The following is a 19,159-nucleotide window of genomic DNA, read 5'->3' as shown; positions in this document are numbered from 1 at the left end:
TTACTCATGGCATTGGCTTTGGGCATGGACGCATTTTCGTTGGGAATCGGCATGGGCATCCGGGGCATCCGGCTCTTGAACATCGCGCGGGTCAGCATCGTCATCGGACTGTTTCACATTATCATGCCGCTGATGGGCATGTTCATGGGGCAATACGTCAGCTCCCTGCTCGGCAACGTGGCCACGGCGGCCGGCGGTGCCCTGCTGGTGGTGCTGGGGGCCCATATGGTGTATTCGGCCTTACGGGGGGATTCCTCCGTGGTCTTCGACCACCGCAGCTTCTGGGGCCTCATGCTCTTCGCCGTTATGGTGAGCATCGATTCCTTCAGCGTAGGCGTGTCGCTCGGCATGTTCGCCTCGGACATCCTGCTGACCGTGCTGCTCTTCGGCATGTTCGGCGGAGGCATGTCCGTCCTGGGGCTCCTCGTGGGCCGACGGGTCGGACGCTGGGTCGGCGAATACGGCGAAGCGCTGGGGGGCATCATTCTCCTGGTGTTCGGGCTCCGGTTTCTTATGTGAGAGGAGAAAATGCCTCCGTTCCATATTTTCCGGAAGATCTGGTACAATAAATAGATCAACCCCCATTCGGGAAGGAGGTTCTAGTGGTGAAGACGCGCATCCTGTTTGTCTGCACCGGCAATACGTGCCGGAGTCCCATGGCCGAAGGGCTGTGCCGTTCCATGGCGGAGCGGGAGGGGCTCGAGGTGGAGGTCCGTTCCGCAGGGGTGTCGGCGGTGGACGGGGCGGCGGTGTCCAGACATACCGGGGATATCCTGAGGGAAAAAGGAGCCTCCGGCGGGGTCACCTCGTCCAGCTCGCTGAAGCCGGAGACGGTCCGTTGGGCGGACCTGATCCTGACCATGACCATGTCCCATAAGCGAATGCTTCTGGAGCGCCATCCCGAAGCGGTGGATAAGGTCCACACGCTCCTGGAATATGCGGAATCCGACCCGGCGGTACTGGACCGGATCCGGGAGAAGGAGTCCCTTCTGTCGGAGCTGCAGCTGAAGCAGGCGCTGGGCCAGCCCATCGGGCGGGAGGAGCGGGAACGGCTGTACCGTCTGGACGAAGCAGCCCCGGACTTCGACATTCCGGATCCCTTCGGCGGATCCCGACGAGATTATGACGAGACGGCGAAGGCCATCGAGCGGGCTCTAGCCTCCGTGCTGAAGCGGCTGAAGAGAGGCTAGTCCGGCCGGGGCGGATGCTGCTCCGGCGGGAAAATCCGTCCGCTATAGGCGGATTCATGACTTTACAGCAGTGCAGGAATCCGCTATGATAAGAATAACTACAAACTCCGGTGTAACTGGCGACAAGTGGGTGGAACCACAATGGAGCATCGGGGATATCGGCCGGTCGCCTGGGCAAAGAGCAACGCATGCACGTGCATGCTGTGCTCTTTTTTTGATTTCCGAAAGGCAACATCCGGGACGGATGCTGTCGGACGGTGCCGGTTTCCGGCGTGATTTCTTTTTTCGAGGGGTGCGGTATAATAGGATATATTTGGACCAAGGAGGACATGTTCATGAAAATTGCGATCGGTGCGGACCACGCGGGCTTCCGCTTGAAGGACGAGATCAAGGCGTACATCGAGGAATTGGGCCACCAGGTGGAGGATTACGGCTGTACCTGCGGCGACTCCGTCGACTATCCGGACTATGCGTCGGAGGTGTGTCTTAAGGTCGTGGAAGGGCAAGCGGACCGGGGAATCCTCATCTGCGGCACCGGAATCGGCATGTCCATCGCCGCCAACAAGATACCGGGCATCCGCTGCGCGCTGGTGCATGATCTATTCTCCGCCAAGGCGACCCGGGAACACAACGATACCAACGTGCTGGCCATGGGCGAGCGGGTCATCGGGCCGGGCGTGGCTCAGGAGATTGTGAAGGTGTGGCTGGAGACGGAGTTCTCCCAAGGCCCCCGTCACATCAACCGCGTGAACAAGGTCAAGGCCCTCGAGGAAAAATACACGCTTCATCCTTAATCCGTTCCTCCCCTTGGGGCTTACGCCCCGGGGACGGACACGAAGCGGAGGTGCAGGAAGGATGGAACACAATCGTACCGGCGCTGTTCCGGACGCCTTGAGCGGCATCGCCTACACGGTGGAGCGGGTGCTCGGCGAGCTGGCGGAGGCCGGCGGCCTCCGGCCGGGACAGATCGTGGTGATCGGCACCAGCACCAGCGAGGTGATGGGCCAGCGGATCGGCACCTCGGGCACCGAGGAGGTGGCCGGGCAGATCTTCGAGGGCGTCCGCCGAGCCCGGGAGCGCTTCGGCTTCCACCCCGCCTTCCAATGCTGCGAGCACCTGAACCGGGCGCTGGTGGTGGAGCGGGAGCTGATGGAGCGAGATCCGCTTCTGGAGCAAGTCACCGTGGTGCCCGTGGCCAAGGCCGGCGGCAGCATGGCGGCTTACGCCTACCGGAAGCTGAATGATGCGGTGGTGGTGGAATCGATCCGGGCCCATGCCGGGCTCGATATCGGCGAGACGCTGATCGGCATGCATCTGCGGCCCGTGGCGGTGCCCTTCCGCCCCTCCGTCCGGATGCTGGGAGAAGCCCGTCTGCAGGCGGCCTATTCCCGACCCAAGCTGATCGGAGGCGCCCGGGCGGTCTATGAGCCCGTCGACGCACCGGACAGCGGACATTGTACGTAACGGCCCAGGGCCGGAATCCTGAAGAATCGAGCGTCACCCAATACAAGGAGGTATGTCTAAGATGGAAAACCTGCGCAAAGCCGACCCGAAAATTCTGGAAGCCATGAATCTGGAGCTGAACCGCCAGCGCGACAAGGTGGAGCTCATCGCATCGGAGAACTTCGTCAGCACCGCCGTCATGGAGGCCATGGGCTCCGTTCTGACGAACAAGTATGCCGAAGGCTACCCGAACGCCCGCTACTACGGCGGCTGCGAGTACGTGGACATCGTGGAGGACATCGCCCGTGACCGCGCCAAGGAGCTGTTCGGGGCTGAACACGTGAACGTCCAGCCTCACTCCGGCGCCCAAGCCAACCTGGCCGTATACTTGGCGGCGATCAAGCCCGGCGATACCGTATTGGGCATGAACCTGGCCCATGGCGGCCACCTGACTCACGGCAACCCGGCCAACGCCTCCGGCATTCTGTACAACTTCGTCGCCTACGGCGTAGACGAGAAAAACCACCGCATCGACTATGATGAAGTCCGCAAGGCGGCGTTCAAGCACCGTCCCCGCCTGATCGTGGCCGGCGCCAGCGCCTACCCGCGGACCATCGATTTCGAAGCGTTCGCCTCCATCGCCAACGACGTGGGCGCCCTGTTCATGGTGGACATGGCCCACATCGCGGGCTTGGTCGCAGCCGGCCTGCACCCCAACCCGGTGCCGCACGCCCAATTCGTCACCACCACGACCCACAAGACCCTCCGCGGTCCCCGCGGCGGCATGATCCTGACCCGCAAGGCTTGGGCGAAGGAAATCGACAAGGCCGTATTCCCGGGTACCCAAGGCGGCCCGCTGATGCATGTCATCGCCGCCAAGGCCGTATCCTTCGGCGAAGCGCTGCAGCCGGGCTTCAAGACTTATGCGCAGCAAGTAGTGAAGAACGCCCAGGTTCTGGCCGAGTCCCTTCTGGCCGAAGGCTTCGACATCGTATCCGGGGGCACGGACAACCACTTGATGCTGGTGGACCTGCGCAGCAAGAACCTGACCGGCAAGGTTGCCCAGCACCTGCTGGACGAAGTGGGTGTCACCTGCAACAAGAACGCCATTCCGTTCGACCCGACCAGCCCGTTCGTCACCAGCGGCATCCGGCTGGGCACTCCGGCCGTGACCTCCCGTGGTATGGACGAGCAAGCGATGAAGGATATCGCCCGGATCATCTCCATCACCTTGAACAATCCGGAGGACGCAGCGTCCCACGACAAGGCGCGCGAATTGGTGCGTGAGCTGAACGCCCGGTTCCCGCTGTACCCGAATTTGACCTATTAATGGCATAAGTGTTGACCATGGATTGGCCGGGAGCTTCCCGGCCAGTCTATTATTTTGCCTCCAAAAGGGTCCGTTCGTGCGGTTTGCGAGATGAATTCGGGGCTTCGCCCTACAATCCCGCTATGAAAATGCTTACCTTTATTACGCGCCCGTGACACTATTTCGCCCCTTGCAGTATTTGACGGATCGTTGTGGTATAATAGCTAAGATTTATGTCAAAAGCTGTGTACAGGACAACAGGGGCTTCCGGCCCCTTGCGGGAGGAACTTAGGAATGGGTAAAGTTTTTATTTGCGATCATCCGCTGATTCAGCATAAGCTGACCTTCATCCGGGATGAGAACACGAACACAAAGGATTTCCGCGAGCTGGTGGACGAGGTAGCCACGCTGATGGCTTACGAGATTACCCGTGACATCCCGCTGGAGAAGACCATGGTGAAAACGCCGGTCACCACGGCGGAATGCCAGATCATCTCGGGCCGGATGCTCGGCTTGATTCCGATCCTGCGCGCCGGTCTCGGCATGGTGGACGGAATCTTGAAGCTGCTTCCCGCCGCCAAGGTCGGACACATCGGACTGTACCGCGATCCGGAAACGCTGCAGCCGGTGGAATACTACACCAAGCTTCCGACGGACGTCACCGAGCGTGAGCTCATCGTCATCGACCCGATGCTGGCTACCGGGGGCTCCGCCATTGCAGCCATCGATCTCTTGAAGAAGCGCAACTGCACCCAGATCAAGCTCATGTGTCTGATCGCGGCTCCGGAGGGGATCCAAGCCATGCAGAAGGCTCATCCGGACATCGATATATATGTAGCGGCCATCGACAGCCATCTGAATGACCACGGCTACATCGTGCCGGGTCTGGGCGATGCCGGCGACCGTCTTTTTGGAACCAAATAAAACATCATCCGTATAGCCATAGGGATTTGTTGTTGTCGAGGAAGACCCTCCGGCGGGTGCGCCCGTTCCGGGGCTTCCATAACGCTGTCCTGTTGAAGGACCTCGTAATTTCGAGACAGAGGGGGTTGCAGATTGAAACGGATTAAGGTTATGACGATCTTCGGTACCCGGCCGGAGGCCATTAAGATGGTGCCGCTGGTTCTGGAGCTGAAGAAGCACGAAGCCGAGATCGATTCGCTGGTATGCGTGACGGCCCAGCACCGGCAGATGCTGGACATGGTGCTGGATTACTTCCACATCAAGCCGGACTACGATCTGGATGTCATGAAGGAGCGGCAGACGCTGAATGAGATGTCGGTCCGGGTCCTTCAAGGACTGGAGCCGGTATTAAGGGAAGCGAAGCCGGACCTGATCCTGGTTCACGGGGATACGTCGACTACCTTCCTGGCCTCCTATGCAGCGCTTCTGCAGCAGATACAAGTCGGACACGTGGAGGCGGGTTTGCGGACCTGGAACAAGCTGTCGCCGTTCCCGGAGGAGATGAACCGCCAGCTCACCGGCGTCATCTCGGATCTGCACTTCGCTCCGACGGATTGGTCGGCGGGGAACCTGCGCAAGGAGAACAAGCCGGAAGCATCGATCTACGTCACCGGCAACACCATCACGGATGTCATGCAGTATCTGATCCGCGAGGATTACACCCATCCGGTACTGGACTGGGCGAAGGGCAAGCGGCTTATTCTTATGACCGCCCACCGCCGGGAAGCCATCGGAGAGCCGCACCGCCGCATCTTCCGGGCTGTGAAGCGGATTGCCGATGAGTTCGAGGACGTGGCCATCGTTTACCCCGTCCATCTGAACCCGGCCGTGCAGGAGCCGGCGCGCGAGATCCTGGGTGACCATCCGAGAATCCAGTTGACGGCCCCGATGGACGTTATGGATATGTACAATTTCTACCCTCATACGCACCTGATTCTCACTGATTCCGGCGGAATTCAGGAAGAAGCGCCTTCCTTCGGTATTCCGGCGCTGGTCCTGAGAGATACTACGGAGCGTCCGGAGGGCATCGGAGCCGGCGTGCTGGAGCTGGTAGGGACCGACGAGGAAGCCGTATACAGCCGGGCCAAGGCCCTTCTGACGGACGAGGCGCTGTATATGCGCATGAGCAAGGCGTCCAACCCGTACGGAGATGGCAAGGTGTCCGAGAGAATCGTGCAGGCCATCAAGCACCACTTCGGAATCAGCGCCGAAAGGCCCAAACCGTTCCAACCTTAACGATGCTTGTCAATGACAAACATCACACCTTACAGTTGGACTGTGTGGTTGCAAAACGTCGAAACCGTTGATACATAAGGGTTTTTCGATTTTTGTTCACAAAACGTTCGAATTTAATTGAATTGACAAATGTTGTCCGGCGAAGCTAAAATGGTTAAGAATTGTTACAAATAAGGAAACCTTGGGTAAAGCTTCTTGACATTAATGGCATCCGAATTCCAGCCTTATGGAGGGAACCGCCATGAAACCGACCAAGCCCGACATGAATCCTTGGAAATATGCCGGATTAGCTTCGGCGCTCGGAACCGACCTCGTGGTATGTATCCTGTTGGGATACTTCGGAGGGCGTTTTTTGAGCGGATACACGGGTCAAAAGGGTTGGCTGGCGGGCGGTGTCCTGGCAGGCCTGTTCATCGGCCTGGTCAGCATCGTGTTCATCATCAAGCGGTTTGTGGAGGACACGAATGAGTGAGTTCGAGAGCATGATGCAAAGCGCATTCCGGTACGCCCTCTATATGATGTCGGCGTGTCTCTTGGCCTGGGCATTCATCCCCGGAGCCAAGCCCTATGCGGCCGGTTTGGTGCTGGGGGTATTAATCAGCCTGGTTAATGCCCGGATTCTCCATGCCAAAATCCACGCCTTAACCCAAGCGGCGCTGGAGAACAACGGCAAGCGGGTTAATTTCGGATTCATCTCCCGGGTGTGCATGGTCCTGATTGGCACCATGATCGCCCTTAAATTTTCGCAGTTTAACTTGGTTACTACGGTAGCCGGATTTTTCTTCGTGCAAGCGGCAACATGGATTCGAGGCATTACGGTACTTCTCGCTCGAAAAATACCCTATGGAAAGAGGTGAAAAAAGTCTATGCATCACGCTCCGATTCTGGAGATCGGCGGTTTTCATTTCGACCTGTCGATCATCCTCGTGATTGTGCTATCCTGTTTGATCACCTTTATCTTGGCGAGACTGGCGGTCCGCAATCTGTCCGTCGACAACCCGTCCAAAATGCAAAACTTCATGGAATGGGTCATCGAGTTCGTCCAGAATACCATCGCCAGCACCATGCCGTTGAACCGGATCAAGCCCTTCGTTTCACTGGGCGTCACGCTGATTATGTTCATCTTCGTGTCCAACATCCTGGGTCTTCCGCTGGCAGTGGTGTTCGACTATCACCATCCGGTCAGTCTGTTCGGCCACGAGCTTGTCAGCGCCGATATGATCCAGAAGGCGATTGCCGATGGTCATGAAGGTTATGGCATCAACTGGTTCAAGTCCCCGACGGCGGACCTGTCCGTTACGGCGGGCCTTGCGCTCATCGTGATCGTGCTGGTTCACTTCCTGGGCCTGACGAAGAACACGAAGCATTACCTGAAGCACTATTTCGAACCGTTCCCGATCTTCTTCCCGCTGAACCTGATCAAGGAGATCTCCAAGCCGGTAACGCTGGCGCTTCGTCTGTACGCCAACATCTTCGCCGGTGAGATTCTGGTCTCCACCATCATCATGGCAGGATTCTTCGGTATCCCGCTCTTGGTGGTATGGCAGGGCTTCAGCTTGTTCGTCGGCGGTATCCAGGCCTTCCTGTTCACCATCCTGACGATGGTGTACATCTCTCAAGCGGCCATCCATGTAGAGGATCACTAAGGATTAAGCTCGTCCGGTTCATTCTGGCACGGGAACTATATCGATTCACCCACCAAAAACAACTATTTCAGGAGGTTTTCACAAATGGAACTTTTGGCAGCAGCAATTGCAGTAGGTCTGGGCGCGCTGGGCGCCGGTATCGGTAACGGTTTGATCGTATCTAAGACAGTAGAAGGTATCGCTCGTCAGCCTGAGCTGCGCGGCACTCTGCAAACCACCATGTTTATCGGCGTTGGTATCGTCGAGGTTGTTCCGTTGATCGGCGTCGTTCTGGCGTTCCTGATGTACTTCGCCTAATAGTAGCCCGAGATTGGCGGGGATGGCCTTAAGCCTCCGCGCCTTCATTTTGACCTACGGGTGAAGGCCCGAATTACCGTACACGCAGGAAGGAGTGACACCGGAATGAATTTCGTTTGGGAATCAACCGTATTCGCGATTGTTTCATTCTTATTGCTCTACTGGCTCCTTAGCAAATACGCCCTGGGCCCTCTGTTCAGCATCATGGAGAAGCGCCAAGAGCTGATCAAGAGCCAGGTGGACAACGCGCAGGCCAGCCAGAAGCAAGCGGAGAACCTGCTTGCCGAGCAGCAGCAAGCGATACAAGAAGCCCGCAAAGAGGCTTATCAAATTATTGAAGCCGCCCGGAACTCCAGCAACCGTCAGACGGAGCAAGCGCTGGAGCAAGCCAAGGCGGAAGCCGCCCGTATCAAAGACGAGGCACTCCGTGACATCGAGAGCGAGAGGAACAAGGCCGTTGCTGCTCTGAAGAGCCAAGTCGGCGCCATGTCCGTTATGATCGCCTCGAAGATCATCGAGAAGCAAGTCGATGAGAAGACCCAGCAGGATCTGGTTAACCAATACCTCAAAGAGGTAGGGGAAAAATCATGAGCCGCGATCTGACAGCAGCCAAACGTTATGCCAGGGCTTTGTATGAAGCTTCGAAGGAGAAGAATTCGGTGAACACCGTCGTCGAGGATTGGAAGACCGTTCTGTCCCTGATCCAGGAGCAGCCGGATCTCGAAACCTTGCTGAACAGCCCGAACATCGACACTTCAGCCAAGACCGGCCTCTTGAAGCAGATCTTCGCCGGAAGCTTGTCCGACCTCGCACTGAACACGCTGGTGCTGCTGGTGGAACGCAAGCGTTCGGAGCTGATCCCGGCCGTCTATGAGCAGTTCGTGAAGATCGCCAACGAAGCGTCCGGACGTGCGGATGCCACCGTATATTCCGCGATGGCGCTGTCCGAAGAAGAAGCCACGGCTATTGCCGCCCGGTTCACCAACCTGACCGGCAAGGCCATTCACGTGACCAACATCGTCGATTCCAGTCTGCTCGGGGGAATCAAGGTCCGCATCGGCGACAAGCTGTATGACGGCAGCCTCTCCGGCAAGCTGGAGCGTATGGAGAAAGTCTTAGAAGTAACTCAAGCACTGTAGATAGGGGTGAGGGCAGTTGAGCATCAGACCTGATGAAATCAGCACACTGATCAAGAGTCAAATCGAACAATATAAATCGGCTATGGAAGTGGCGGAAGTCGGCACCGTTATCCAGATCGGCGACGGTATCGCCCGTGCACACGGCCTCGAGAACGCCATGGCCGGCGAGCTGTTGGAATTCTCCAACGGCGTCATGGGTTATGCGTTCAACTTGGAGGAAGACAACGTCGGTATCGTTATCATGGGTCCCTACACGGATATCCGCGAGGGTGACACCGTAAAACGTACCGGACGCATCATGGAGGTTCCGGTAGGCGAAGCGCTGCTTGGCCGCGTCGTGAACCCGCTGGGTCAGCCGCTGGACGGCAAAGGCCCGATCCAAGCCGAAACCTTCCGTCCTCTGGAATCTCCGGCACCGGGCGTAATGGCCCGTAAGTCCGTTCATGAGCCGATGCAGACCGGTATCAAGGCCATCGACTCCATGATCCCGATCGGCCGCGGCCAGCGCGAGCTGATCATCGGCGACCGTCAGACTGGTAAGACCGCCATCGCGATCGACACCATCATCAACCAAAAAGGCAATGGCGTAAAATGTATCTACGTCGCCATCGGCCAGAAGCAATCCACCGTTGCCCAGGTTGTGGAGACCCTCCGCCGCCACGGCGCACTGGATTACACCATCGTCGTAACCGCGTCCGCTTCCGAGCCGTCTCCGCTGTTGTTCTTGGCTCCGTACGCCGGCTGCGCTATGGGCGAGTACTTCATGTACAAAGGCGAGCATGTTCTGGTCATCTATGACGACCTGTCCAAGCAAGCTGCCGCATACCGCGAATTGTCCCTGCTGCTCCGCCGTCCTCCGGGCCGCGAAGCATTCCCGGGTGACGTATTCTATCTGCACTCCCGTCTGCTCGAGCGCGCTGCGAAGCTGTCCGACGAGCTGGGCGCCGGTTCCTTGACCGCGCTGCCGTTCATCGAGACCCAAGCGGGTGACGTCTCCGCATACATCCCGACCAACGTAATCTCCATTACGGACGGTCAGATCTTCCTCGAGTCCGATCTGTTCTACTCCGGTCAGCGTCCTGCGGTTAACGTAGGTATCTCCGTATCCCGTGTAGGCGGCTCGGCTCAGATCAAAGCCATGAAGAAGGTTGCCGGTACCCTCCGTCTGGATTTGGCCCAGTACCGCGAGCTTGCGGCGTTCGCCCAGTTCGGCTCCGACCTGGACAAAGCGACTCAAGCCCGCTTGAACCGCGGCGCCCGTCTGATGGAACTGCTCAAGCAGGGCGTCAACGAGCCGATGCCGGTTGAGCGTCAAGTGGTGAGCATCTACACCGCCACCAAGGGCTACCTGGACGAAATCCCGCTGAACGACGTGCTTCGTTTCGAGAAGGAGTTCCTCGAGCATCTCGATGCCAACAAGCCGGAGATCCTTGCGTCCATCCGTGACACGAAGGATCTGACCTCAGACAACGAGAACGCTCTGAAGGACGCCATCGAGAAATTCCGCAAAGGCTTTGCCACTACGGCATAGGGCGGTGATTTGACATGGCAAAAGGCATGCGCGAAATCAAACGCCAAATCAAGAGCGTTCAAAATACCAAGCAGATCACGAAGGCTATGGAAATGGTGGCGGCTTCCCGCCTGAAAAAGGCGCAGCAATCCGCCGAGGCCGCACGTCCTTACGCCGACAAGATCCGCGAAGTGCTGAACAGCATCACCGCCTCTTCCACCGGTCTCAAGCACCCGATGCTGGAGACTCGGACCGTGAAGCGGACCGGTTATCTGGTCATCACGTCCGACCGAGGCCTGGCAGGCGGCTTCAACGCCAACCTGCTCCGGAAGACGGTCACCACGCTTCGCGAGCGGCACAAATCGACGGATGAGTACGCCATCTTCGTCGTGGGCCGCAAGGGCCGCGATTACTTCCGCAGACGGAACATTCCGATCGTGGAGGAAGTCACCGGACTGCCGGATTCCCCGGATTTTGCCGAGATCAAGGCTATTGCTTCGAAGGCGGTGGAGAATTACGCCAACGGTGCATATGACGAGCTGTACCTCGTGTACAACGTATTCAAGAACGCCTTGACCCAGATTCCGACCGTGAAGCGGCTGCTTCCCTTCGAGAAGATGGAGCAGGATGACAAAGGTCCTGCGACGGCATACGAATATGAGCCTTCCCCGGAAGCGGTGCTGGAGGTCCTCCTTCCCCGCTACGCGGAAACGCTGATCTACAGCGCGGTGCTGGAGAGCAAGGCCAGCGAATTTGGTGCACGGATGACCGCCATGGGCAGTGCGACCAAGAACGCTACCAAGATGATCTCGTCTTACACGCTGGTGTATAACCGTGCGCGTCAGGCTGCCATTACCCAGGAAATTTCCGAGATTGTGGCAGGTGCCAACGCTCAAGTATAAAGTAGTCTTTCCGGGAAGGGTTGAGCCGGCTTAGGGCCGGATCCCCTCCGGAAGGGTGCGGATTTTCTTAAGAAGCTGGTTCCTTCAGTCCTGCAGCAGCTATGCGGCAGACTCCGGGAACTCTCAGGAGGGTAAACCATGAATAAAGGACGCGTGCTTCAGATCACCGGTCCCGTTATCGACATCGAGTTCGAGCGCGGGCAGCTGCCGGACGTTCTGAACGCCATTCGCATTACGAAGAAGTCGGAAAAGGCCGGAGAAGTGGACATCGACCTGACCGTTGAAGCGGCTGTTCACTTGGGCGACAACGTCGTTCGCTGTGTGGCCATGTCCTCCACCGACGGCTTGGTACGCGGTACGGAAGCCATTGACTTGGGCGCTCCGATCACCGTACCGGTAGGCCCATCCACCCTGGGCCGCGTATACAACGTATTGGGCAACCCGATCGACGGCCACGGCGATCCGGACCGCACCATTACGAGCCCGATCCACAAGCCTGCTCCTACCTTCGAGAACCTGACCACTCAAGCCGAGATGCTGGAGACCGGCATCAAGGTTATCGACCTCTTGGCCCCTTACATGAAGGGCGGCAAGATCGGTCTGTTCGGCGGCGCAGGCGTTGGTAAGACCGTAACGATGCAGGAGCTGATCCACAACATCGCCCAGGAGCACGGCGGTATCTCCGTATTCGCCGGCGTAGGCGAGCGTACCCGTGAAGGGAACGACTTGTACCATGAGATGAAGGACTCCGGCGTTATCGCCAAGACCGCGATGGTCTTCGGCCAGATGAACGAGCCGCCGGGCGCGCGTCTTCGCGTTGCTCTGACCGGTCTGACCATGGCGGAATACTTCCGCGATGAAGAAGGCCGCGACGTTCTTCTCTTTATCGATAACATCTTCCGCTTTACCCAAGCGGGCTCCGAGGTATCGGCGCTTCTCGGCCGTATGCCTTCCGCGGTAGGCTACCAGCCGACGCTGGCAACCGAGATGGGCCAATTGCAGGAGCGGATCACTTCCACCAAGAAGGGCTCCGTTACCTCCATCCAGGCGATCTACGTACCGGCGGACGACTACACCGACCCGGCACCGGCCACCGCCTTCGCCCACTTGGACGCCACCACCAACCTGGACCGCGGCATCGCGGCTATCGGGATCTTCCCGGCGGTGGATCCGCTGGCTTCCAGCTCCCGGATTCTGAACCCGCAGGTTGTAGGGGAAGAGCATTACCAAGTTGCGCAGAGCGTTAAGCGTCTGCTGCAGCGTTACAAAGAGCTTCAGGACATCATCGCCATCTTGGGTATGGACGAGTTGTCCGAGGAAGATAAGCTGGTCGTTTCCCGTGCGCGCCGGGTACAGCGTTACCTGTCCCAGCCGCTTCACGTGGCCGAACAGTTCACCGGTCAGCCGGGCGTATACGTACCGGTTGCCGAAACCGTCCGCGGCTTCAAGGCTATCCTGGACGGCAAGCACGATGACCTTCCGGAGGCTGCTTTCCACAACGTGGGCACCATCGAGCAAGCCGTCGAAAAAGCGAAGACTATGTAAGGCTGCTCTCCCGTAAGGGAAGCCCGTGCATATGCATACGAAGCGGAGTTTTTCTCCCTCCAACTTGGTTGGAGAGCAATGGAAAACTCTTAGGAGGAATGGTCCGTGAGTACTTTTTTGTTGGAAATCGTGACTCCGGAGCGCAAGGTCTATGAGCAGGAAGTGAACATGATCATCGCTCGCGGTGTGGATGGGGAGCTCGGTATCCTGCCGAACCACATTCCGTTTGTCACTCCTCTGAAAATCGCTCCTCTCGATGCCAAGAAGGGCAACGGCAAGGATACCATTGCCGTCAGCGGCGGGTTCATGGAGGTACGCAAGGACAAAGTCGTGATTCTGGCCGAAAGCGCCGAGCTTCCGGAAGAGATCGACGTGGACCGTGCGAAGGCTGCCCAAGACCGCGCTGAGAAACGCCTTCAAGCGAAACGGGACGACATCGACTACCGCCGGGCCGAGATGGCTCTGCAGCGGGCGATGAACCGGATCCGCGTAGCGCAGGACAAATAGCATGTACGAAGAAGCGACCCGTCATAGGGTTGCTTCTTTTTTTATTTGTCTAATTCGTGACAATGTGTGAGGAGATGCACATTTTTCCTTGCCGTTTGAGTTACAATAAAAAGGATTTGGCTGCCTGAAACGGGGGAACGCGAACAATTTTTCCTTGTCTTTGCGCCGCTTGATTATAGTCATTTTTATTAGACACAAAATTGTACTTTTGTTATAATTGGTTGGGTATTTATAAGGAGAACTTGGTTTTACTATATGAAAAAACTATAGATACGAAAGGGGAATTGCAGCTCATGCATACCAATAACTACGTCATGGTTGCGATATTTATTGGTCTTGGGATCTTCCTGCCCATAGCTGCGTTGACCATCGGCAAGCTGCTTAGGCCGAGCAAACCGCTGCCAGAGAAACTCACCACCTATGAAAGCGGTAACGAGCCGGTAGGCGCCGGGCAAGTCCGGTTTAACATCCGGTACTATCTGTTTGCGTTGATGTTCGTCATTTTCGACGTGGAAACCGTGTTTCTCTACCCGTGGGCGGTCGCTTATCAGAAGCTCGGCTTGTTTGCCCTGGTTGAAATGATCGTGTTCGTCGTGCTCTTGCTGGTCGGTCTCATCTATGCTTGGAAGAAGAAGGTGCTGCAATGGACTTCAATTTAGAGAACATCACCCCGGAAGAGAAGGCGGAGCTGGAACGCAACGTCTTCATGACGACGTTGGAGCAATTGAAAGCCTGGGCCCGGAGCAACTCGCTCTGGCCGTTGACCTTCGGTCTCGCCTGCTGCGCCATTGAGATGATGGGAACCGGCGCATCCCACTACGACCTGGACCGCTTCGGCGTCATCTTCCGGACCTCGCCCCGGCAGTCGGACGTGATGCTGGTGGCCGGTACGGTAACGAAGAAGATGGCCCCGCTGCTCCGCCGGCTGTACGATCAGATGCCGGAACCGAAGTGGGTTATTGCCATGGGCTCCTGCGCAACGGCGGGCGGTCCATATGTGAAATCCTACGCTGTGGTGAAGGGTGTGGACCAGGTGGTTCCCGTGGATGTGTACATTCCGGGCTGTCCTCCGAACCCGGCGGCTCTGATCTACGGCATCAATAAGCTGCAAGAGAAGATCCGCTATGAAGCGAAGACCGGGAAGCGGGTGACCGATCGTGTCTGAAGAGAAGAAGGATCTGAATGAGACTCCGAAGCCGGAGGAAGTAGGCCGGGCCGACGAGGCGCAGGCTCAGGCCGAAGGTCCCCGAGTGGAGGAGCCCGGCTCCGAAACCCGTCCGGTGAAGGAAGACGCCGCCCCCGAGGTGCAGACCATCGGCAAGGAGGCGGACCAGCCTCCGGTTACGATGACGGAGGACGAGGCGAAGGAAGCGAAGGCGAAGGCGGCTGCCGAAGCCCGCGCCGCCCGCGCTGCAGCCCGGGAGGCCGCCAAGAAGGCCGAGGCGGGAGAAGCGGCGGCGGATGCACCGCCGAAGGAACCGTCTCCAAAGCAGCCGGTGCTGGACCGGTTCGTGCAGCTGCTCAAGGAAGAGCTGGGCGAACAAGCGATTCAGGAAGCCTGGATCAACGAGAGGGATGACCACCTTCCCTGTGTGGTGCTGGAAACGTCACTCGTTGCCAAAGCAGCAGAATTCCTGAATGGCCATCACGAGCTGAAGCTGACCTACCTGCGCAATCTGGCAGGCTCCGATCTGGAGACCCATATGGAGGTCATCTACCATATTCTTCGACTGGAAGACATGCAGGAATACTGCATCAAGGTCAAAGCTGACCGTCAAGCGCCGGTTGTTCCATCCGTCACCCCGGTATGGGGGGCCGCCGATTGGAACGAACGGGAGGTCTATGACCTGCTCGGCATCGAATTTACCGGCCATCCCAATCTGGTCCGCATCATGATGTCGGACAACTGGGTGGGCCATCCCCTGCGCAAAGACTACGAACCGCTGGACCCGGAGGTGTGACTTAAGTGGCTATACGTACCGAAGAACTGCTCCTGAATGTTGGCCCTCAGCACCCGTCGACCCACGGCGTATTCCGCGTCATCGTCAAGCTGGACGGCGAAGTGATTACCGAGGCTATCCCGGTTATGGGCTATCTTCACCGGGGCACCGAGAAGCTGGCCGAGAACCTGAATTATACTCAGATTATTCCGTATACCGACCGGATGGACTATGTGTCCGCCATGACGAACAACTATGTGCTGTGCCACACGGTGGAGAAGATGATGCAGCTCGAAATTCCGGAGAAGGCCGAATTCCTCCGGCTCATCGTTATGGAGCTGCAACGCATCGCCAGCCACCTGGTCTGGTGGGGCACGTATCTGCTCGATATCGGGGCCATGAGCCCGTTCCTGTACGCCTTCCGCGACCGGGAAATGATCATCAACTTCTTCAACGAGCTCTCCGGCGCCCGGTTGACGTACAACTACATGCGCGTCGGCGGGGTGAAGTGGGACGCTCCCGAGGGCTGGATTCAGAAGGTGACGGAATTCGTACCATATATGAAGAAGAAGCTGGAGGAGTACCACGAGCTGGTCAGCGGCAACGAAATCTTCCTGGCCCGGATCAAGGGGGTCGGCAAGTACGATGCCCAGACGGCCATCAACTACGGCCTCTCCGGCGCCAACCTGCGCTGTACGGGCATCGATTACGACGTGCGCAAGAGCCAGCCGTACTGCATTTACGACCGGTTCCAATTCGACGTGCCGACTCAGACCGAAGGGGATTGCTATGCGCGCTATCTGATCCGGATGGAGGAGATCAAGCAATCTCTGCGCATCCTGGAACAGGCGCTGGAGCAGTATCCGCACGAGGGCGAGACCATGGGCAAGGTGCCGAGGGTGCTGCGCGTGCCGGAAGGCGAGCTGTATGCCAGTATCGAATCGCCCCGCGGAGAGATCGGCTGTTACATCATATCGAAGGGCAAGGATAAGCCGTACCGGCTGAAATTCAAGAGACCGTCCTTCGTCAATCTGCAGATTCTGCCCAAGCTCCTGGTCGGGGAAACCATGACCAACCTGATCACCATTCTGGGCGGCATCGACATCGTCGTGGGAGAGGTGGACTGCTGATGGCGGACTTGTTGACGCAAGAGCTGGGCTGGGGGAACTTTACGATCTTCGTCCTGCTGGCCGTAATGATGCTGCTCTTGGTGCTGGGCTTCGTAACCTACGCCATTTACTTCGAGCGGAAGGTCATCGGCTGGATGCAGCTGCGGATCGGTCCCAACCGGACCGGCCCCCTGGGGCTTCTGCAGAGTGTGGCGGACGTCCTGAAGCTGTTGATCAAAGAAGATACGATTCCGGCCAAGGCCGACCGGGAGCTGTTCATTCTGGCTCCGGTCATCACCTTCGTGCCTTCCTTCGCGGTTCTGGTGGCGATCCCGTACACGAACTGGGGTTACTTCGCCAACATGAACGTTGGCGTGCTGTACTACGCCGCCTTGTCCAGCATCTCCACCATCGGCGTGGTGCTGGGCGGTTGGGCCTCCAATAACAAATACGCGCTTCTGGGCGGCATGCGCTCCGCTGCGCAGATGATCAGCTACGAGATTCCGCTCGTCATCTCTATGACCGGCATCATCATGGTCACCGGGACCATGAACATCCGCGACATCGTGCTGAATCAGAGCGGCGGTTTCTGGCACTGGAACTTCATCCCGCAGATCATCGGCTTCGGCGTCTTCATCATCGCGGCCGTATCCGAGCTGAACCGGACCCCGTTCGACCTGCCGGAGGCGGAGTCTGAGCTGGTTGCCGGCTACCACGTGGAATACAGCGGCTTCCGCTTCGCGTTCTTCATGCTGGCCGAGTATGTGTACGTCTTCGCCATTGCGGCGCTGACCTCGGCCATGTTCTTGGGTGGCTGGTATTCTCCGCTGCCGTTCCTGGATTTTATCCCGGGCATTGTCTGGTTCCTGCTCAAGTTCTGTTCCGTCGTGTTCTTCCTGTTCTGGCTCCGGGCTACCATGCCCCGCGTCCGGGTGGATCAGCTGATGGGCTTCGGCTGGAAGGTGCTTCTGCCCCTGTCGCTTGTGAATATTTTCGTATCGGCGCTGTATATTGAGATCTTCCTGCGGTAAGGCTGCCGTGCTGCCGCATCCACGATAGAACCGAAGGGGTGAACCACCGTGAAGGGAATTATCAAAGGCATGGGCGTCACCTTCAGGAATCTGACCAAGAAGAAGATTACCTACGCCTATCCCGACGTTCCTCTGGAAATGCCGGACCGCTTCCGCGGCATCCAGCATTTTGATCCGGAGAAGTGTATCGTCTGCAATCAGTGCGCCCGGATCTGTCCGACGGAGTGCATAACGCTTACAGGCAAAGCCAACCCCGATCCCGAGAAAAAGGGAAAGGTTATCGATACCTACGATATCAACTTTGAAATCTGCATTCTGTGCGATCTGTGCACGGAGGTATGTCCGACGGAAGCCATCATCATGACCAACAACTTCGAGCTGGCTGCCTACAGCCGCGACGATCTGTTCAAGAACCTGGAGTGGCTGAACGAGAATGACACGAATATCCGGAAGGACAACATTTCCCAAGCTCCGAAAGCGAATGCTTCCGAAGCCGGCTTAGCCAAGGCGAAGCCCTCAGGAGGTGCCAAGTAACATGTTGGGTAATCTGCAGGACGGACTCAGCCAGCTCTTCTCCACACCCGCGAATCTGATGTTCTTCGTCTTCGCGCTGCTGGCCATCGGCGGTGCGATCTTCGCCATCAGCTTCACCCGGGTGATCCATATGGTAGTCTCGCTAGCCGTCACATTCCTGAGCCTGGCCGGACTCTACGTTCTCTTGAACGCAGAGTTCGTGGCCTTCGTTCAGATACTGATCTATGCAGGCGCCATCTCGATTCTGATGATATTCGGCATCATGATGACCAAGCACGAAAGCGAAGAGACGGAGCTGAAGCGCCCCCTCCACACGTGGCTGACCGGGATCGGCGCGGTGGCTCTGTTTGGCATTCTGTTCTATGCCATTCAGTACTCCACGTTTCCGGACGCCCAAGCGTTCGACCCCGGGGAGAACAACACGGCTTCCATCGGCAAGCTGATTTTCAACGAGCATGTGATTCCCTTCGAGCTGATGTCGGTGCTTCTGACCGTGGCCTTCATCGGCGCCATCGTGCTCGCCAAGAGGGAGGAGGAATAGCATGAGCGATCAGATCAGCTCCTACCTGATGTTAGGAGCCATTCTCTTCTGCATCGGCTTGTACGGCGCCCTGACCAAACGCAGCGCCATCGTCGTGCTCTTGTCCGTCGAGCTGATGCTGAATGCCGTGAACCTGAATCTGGTGGCATTCTCCAAGCTGGGCGTGGGGCCGTCCCTGACGGGGCAAATTTTCTCGCTGTTCAATATTACCGTAGCGGCTGCCGAGGTATCGGTCGGCATCGCGCTCTTGATCGCCCTGTACCGCAACCGGGGCACCACCGACGTCGATGAAATGAACCTGATGAAAAAGTAGAGGG

At 57.9% G+C, this 19,159-nt stretch carries 25 protein-coding genes and 1 riboswitch; all 25 genes read left to right on the top strand.

Annotated elements, in window-relative coordinates:
* The first annotated feature begins 6 nt into the window (after positions 1-6).
* The 25 genes from ACSEXW_RS17740 to nuoK all read left to right on the top strand — a co-directional run bounded on the left by ACSEXW_RS17740 (position 7) and on the right by nuoK (position 19,155).
* Complete coding sequence (locus ACSEXW_RS17740) at positions 7-519, top strand: manganese efflux pump MntP (RefSeq protein ID WP_438447533.1); 513 nt, start codon at positions 7-9, stop codon at positions 517-519.
* 86 nt (positions 520-605) lie between these two features.
* Positions 606-1,190: a low molecular weight protein arginine phosphatase gene (locus ACSEXW_RS17735; protein ID WP_438447504.1), complete on the top strand. Its 585-nt coding sequence runs from the start codon at positions 606-608 to the stop codon at positions 1,188-1,190.
* A 102-nt stretch (positions 1,191-1,292) separates the two neighbouring features.
* Positions 1,293-1,373, top strand: a riboswitch (ZMP/ZTP riboswitch).
* Between the two features lie 152 nt (positions 1,374-1,525).
* The gene (gene rpiB, locus ACSEXW_RS17730; RefSeq protein ID WP_438447503.1) at positions 1,526-1,984 is read left to right on the top strand and encodes a ribose 5-phosphate isomerase B; all 459 of its coding nucleotides are present in this window, start codon (positions 1,526-1,528) and stop codon (positions 1,982-1,984) included.
* A 61-nt stretch (positions 1,985-2,045) separates the two neighbouring features.
* Positions 2,046-2,654 carry a TIGR01440 family protein gene (locus tag ACSEXW_RS17725; protein ID WP_438447502.1) on the top strand — a complete coding sequence of 203 codons (609 nt, stop codon included), beginning with the start codon at positions 2,046-2,048 and terminating at the stop codon, positions 2,652-2,654.
* Between the two features lie 61 nt (positions 2,655-2,715).
* On the top strand, positions 2,716-3,963 hold the full coding sequence (glyA, locus tag ACSEXW_RS17720; protein WP_438447532.1) for a serine hydroxymethyltransferase: 1,248 nt from the start codon (positions 2,716-2,718) through the stop codon (positions 3,961-3,963).
* Positions 3,964-4,236: 273 nt separating this feature from the next.
* A complete protein-coding gene (gene upp, locus ACSEXW_RS17715) occupies positions 4,237-4,866 on the top strand; it encodes a uracil phosphoribosyltransferase (RefSeq protein ID WP_438447501.1) in 630 nt (209 codons plus the stop codon).
* A gap of 132 nt (positions 4,867-4,998) precedes the next feature.
* Positions 4,999-6,141, top strand: a complete 1,143-nt coding sequence (gene wecB, locus ACSEXW_RS17710) for a non-hydrolyzing UDP-N-acetylglucosamine 2-epimerase (RefSeq protein WP_438447500.1) — start codon at positions 4,999-5,001, stop codon at positions 6,139-6,141.
* 241 nt (positions 6,142-6,382) lie between these two features.
* A complete protein-coding gene (locus ACSEXW_RS17705) occupies positions 6,383-6,613 on the top strand; it encodes an AtpZ/AtpI family protein (protein WP_438447499.1) in 231 nt (76 codons plus the stop codon).
* On the top strand, positions 6,606-6,998 hold the full coding sequence (locus tag ACSEXW_RS17700) for an ATP synthase subunit I (RefSeq protein WP_438447498.1): 393 nt from the start codon (positions 6,606-6,608) through the stop codon (positions 6,996-6,998). The genes ACSEXW_RS17705 and ACSEXW_RS17700 overlap by 8 nt, the downstream gene beginning before the upstream one ends.
* A gap of 9 nt (positions 6,999-7,007) precedes the next feature.
* Positions 7,008-7,787, top strand: coding sequence for a F0F1 ATP synthase subunit A (atpB, locus tag ACSEXW_RS17695; RefSeq protein ID WP_438447497.1), 780 nt, complete (start codon positions 7,008-7,010; stop codon positions 7,785-7,787).
* 84 nt (positions 7,788-7,871) lie between these two features.
* Positions 7,872-8,084, top strand: coding sequence for a F0F1 ATP synthase subunit C (gene atpE, locus ACSEXW_RS17690; RefSeq protein ID WP_438447496.1), 213 nt, complete (start codon positions 7,872-7,874; stop codon positions 8,082-8,084).
* Positions 8,085-8,189: 105 nt separating this feature from the next.
* Positions 8,190-8,675 carry a F0F1 ATP synthase subunit B gene (gene atpF / locus ACSEXW_RS17685; RefSeq protein ID WP_438447495.1) on the top strand — a complete coding sequence of 162 codons (486 nt, stop codon included), beginning with the start codon at positions 8,190-8,192 and terminating at the stop codon, positions 8,673-8,675.
* A complete protein-coding gene (locus ACSEXW_RS17680) occupies positions 8,672-9,223 on the top strand; it encodes a F0F1 ATP synthase subunit delta (RefSeq protein WP_438447494.1) in 552 nt (183 codons plus the stop codon). The genes atpF and ACSEXW_RS17680 overlap by 4 nt, the downstream gene beginning before the upstream one ends.
* A 16-nt stretch (positions 9,224-9,239) precedes the next feature.
* Positions 9,240-10,754 carry a F0F1 ATP synthase subunit alpha gene (atpA, locus tag ACSEXW_RS17675; RefSeq protein ID WP_438447493.1) on the top strand — a complete coding sequence of 505 codons (1,515 nt, stop codon included), beginning with the start codon at positions 9,240-9,242 and terminating at the stop codon, positions 10,752-10,754.
* Between the two features lie 14 nt (positions 10,755-10,768).
* On the top strand, positions 10,769-11,635 hold the full coding sequence (atpG, locus tag ACSEXW_RS17670; RefSeq protein ID WP_438447492.1) for an ATP synthase F1 subunit gamma: 867 nt from the start codon (positions 10,769-10,771) through the stop codon (positions 11,633-11,635).
* A gap of 138 nt (positions 11,636-11,773) precedes the next feature.
* A complete protein-coding gene (gene atpD, locus ACSEXW_RS17665) occupies positions 11,774-13,180 on the top strand; it encodes a F0F1 ATP synthase subunit beta (RefSeq protein WP_438447491.1) in 1,407 nt (468 codons plus the stop codon).
* A gap of 105 nt (positions 13,181-13,285) precedes the next feature.
* Positions 13,286-13,687, top strand: a complete 402-nt coding sequence (locus ACSEXW_RS17660; RefSeq protein WP_438447490.1) for a F0F1 ATP synthase subunit epsilon — start codon at positions 13,286-13,288, stop codon at positions 13,685-13,687.
* Positions 13,688-13,980: 293 nt separating this feature from the next.
* On the top strand, positions 13,981-14,346 hold the full coding sequence (locus tag ACSEXW_RS17655) for an NADH-quinone oxidoreductase subunit A (protein ID WP_438447489.1): 366 nt from the start codon (positions 13,981-13,983) through the stop codon (positions 14,344-14,346).
* Positions 14,331-14,852, top strand: a complete 522-nt coding sequence (locus ACSEXW_RS17650; protein WP_438447488.1) for a NuoB/complex I 20 kDa subunit family protein — start codon at positions 14,331-14,333, stop codon at positions 14,850-14,852. The genes ACSEXW_RS17655 and ACSEXW_RS17650 overlap by 16 nt, the downstream gene beginning before the upstream one ends.
* On the top strand, positions 14,845-15,648 hold the full coding sequence (locus ACSEXW_RS17645) for an NADH-quinone oxidoreductase subunit C (RefSeq protein WP_438447487.1): 804 nt from the start codon (positions 14,845-14,847) through the stop codon (positions 15,646-15,648). Before ACSEXW_RS17650 ends, ACSEXW_RS17645 begins: the two co-directional genes overlap by 8 nt.
* Positions 15,649-15,653: 5 nt before the next feature.
* On the top strand, positions 15,654-16,757 hold the full coding sequence (locus tag ACSEXW_RS17640; protein WP_438447486.1) for an NADH-quinone oxidoreductase subunit D: 1,104 nt from the start codon (positions 15,654-15,656) through the stop codon (positions 16,755-16,757).
* Complete coding sequence (nuoH, locus tag ACSEXW_RS17635) at positions 16,757-17,767, top strand: NADH-quinone oxidoreductase subunit NuoH (RefSeq protein ID WP_438447485.1); 1,011 nt, start codon at positions 16,757-16,759, stop codon at positions 17,765-17,767. The genes ACSEXW_RS17640 and nuoH overlap by 1 nt, the downstream gene beginning before the upstream one ends.
* Positions 17,768-17,815: 48 nt before the next feature.
* Complete coding sequence (gene nuoI / locus ACSEXW_RS17630) at positions 17,816-18,301, top strand: NADH-quinone oxidoreductase subunit NuoI (protein ID WP_438447484.1); 486 nt, start codon at positions 17,816-17,818, stop codon at positions 18,299-18,301.
* 1 nt (position 18,302) lies between these two features.
* A complete protein-coding gene (locus ACSEXW_RS17625; protein WP_438447483.1) occupies positions 18,303-18,842 on the top strand; it encodes an NADH-quinone oxidoreductase subunit J in 540 nt (179 codons plus the stop codon).
* 1 nt (position 18,843) lies between these two features.
* Complete coding sequence (gene nuoK / locus ACSEXW_RS17620; RefSeq protein WP_438447482.1) at positions 18,844-19,155, top strand: NADH-quinone oxidoreductase subunit NuoK; 312 nt, start codon at positions 18,844-18,846, stop codon at positions 19,153-19,155.
* Positions 19,156-19,159: the final 4 nt, after the last annotated feature.

This window comes from Oryzibacillus soli (genome assembly GCF_051594765.1).
GTDB lineage: Bacteria > Bacillota > Bacilli > Paenibacillales > NBRC-103111 > Paenibacillus_AR.
The sequence above is the reverse complement of the archived record's forward strand: the minus strand, read 5'-3'. Positions and strand labels throughout refer to the sequence as shown.

What these genes read in the sequence shown, in the direction of transcription:
- atpG (WP_438447492.1), top strand. Translation starts at nt 10,769, where the DNA reads ATGGCAAAAGGCATGCGCGAAATCAAACGCCAAATCAAGAGCGTTCAA.
- ACSEXW_RS17700 (WP_438447498.1), top strand. Translation starts at nt 6,606, where the DNA reads ATGAGTGAGTTCGAGAGCATGATGCAAAGCGCATTCCGGTACGCCCTC.
- ACSEXW_RS17705 (WP_438447499.1), top strand. Translation starts at nt 6,383, where the DNA reads ATGAAACCGACCAAGCCCGACATGAATCCTTGGAAATATGCCGGATTA.
- ACSEXW_RS17650 (WP_438447488.1), top strand. Translation starts at nt 14,331, where the DNA reads ATGGACTTCAATTTAGAGAACATCACCCCGGAAGAGAAGGCGGAGCTG.
- nuoK (WP_438447482.1), top strand. Translation starts at nt 18,844, where the DNA reads ATGAGCGATCAGATCAGCTCCTACCTGATGTTAGGAGCCATTCTCTTC.
- ACSEXW_RS17725 (WP_438447502.1), top strand. Translation starts at nt 2,046, where the DNA reads ATGGAACACAATCGTACCGGCGCTGTTCCGGACGCCTTGAGCGGCATC.
- atpE (WP_438447496.1), top strand. Translation starts at nt 7,872, where the DNA reads ATGGAACTTTTGGCAGCAGCAATTGCAGTAGGTCTGGGCGCGCTGGGC.
- nuoH (WP_438447485.1), top strand. Translation starts at nt 16,757, where the DNA reads ATGGCGGACTTGTTGACGCAAGAGCTGGGCTGGGGGAACTTTACGATC.
- upp (WP_438447501.1), top strand. Translation starts at nt 4,237, where the DNA reads ATGGGTAAAGTTTTTATTTGCGATCATCCGCTGATTCAGCATAAGCTG.
- ACSEXW_RS17680 (WP_438447494.1), top strand. Translation starts at nt 8,672, where the DNA reads ATGAGCCGCGATCTGACAGCAGCCAAACGTTATGCCAGGGCTTTGTAT.
- glyA (WP_438447532.1), top strand. Translation starts at nt 2,716, where the DNA reads ATGGAAAACCTGCGCAAAGCCGACCCGAAAATTCTGGAAGCCATGAAT.
- atpD (WP_438447491.1), top strand. Translation starts at nt 11,774, where the DNA reads ATGAATAAAGGACGCGTGCTTCAGATCACCGGTCCCGTTATCGACATC.
- atpF (WP_438447495.1), top strand. Translation starts at nt 8,190, where the DNA reads ATGAATTTCGTTTGGGAATCAACCGTATTCGCGATTGTTTCATTCTTA.
- rpiB (WP_438447503.1), top strand. Translation starts at nt 1,526, where the DNA reads ATGAAAATTGCGATCGGTGCGGACCACGCGGGCTTCCGCTTGAAGGAC.
- ACSEXW_RS17740 (WP_438447533.1), top strand. Translation starts at nt 7, where the DNA reads ATGGCATTGGCTTTGGGCATGGACGCATTTTCGTTGGGAATCGGCATG.
- ACSEXW_RS17625 (WP_438447483.1), top strand. Translation starts at nt 18,303, where the DNA reads ATGTTGGGTAATCTGCAGGACGGACTCAGCCAGCTCTTCTCCACACCC.
- atpB (WP_438447497.1), top strand. Translation starts at nt 7,008, where the DNA reads ATGCATCACGCTCCGATTCTGGAGATCGGCGGTTTTCATTTCGACCTG.
- ACSEXW_RS17655 (WP_438447489.1), top strand. Translation starts at nt 13,981, where the DNA reads ATGCATACCAATAACTACGTCATGGTTGCGATATTTATTGGTCTTGGG.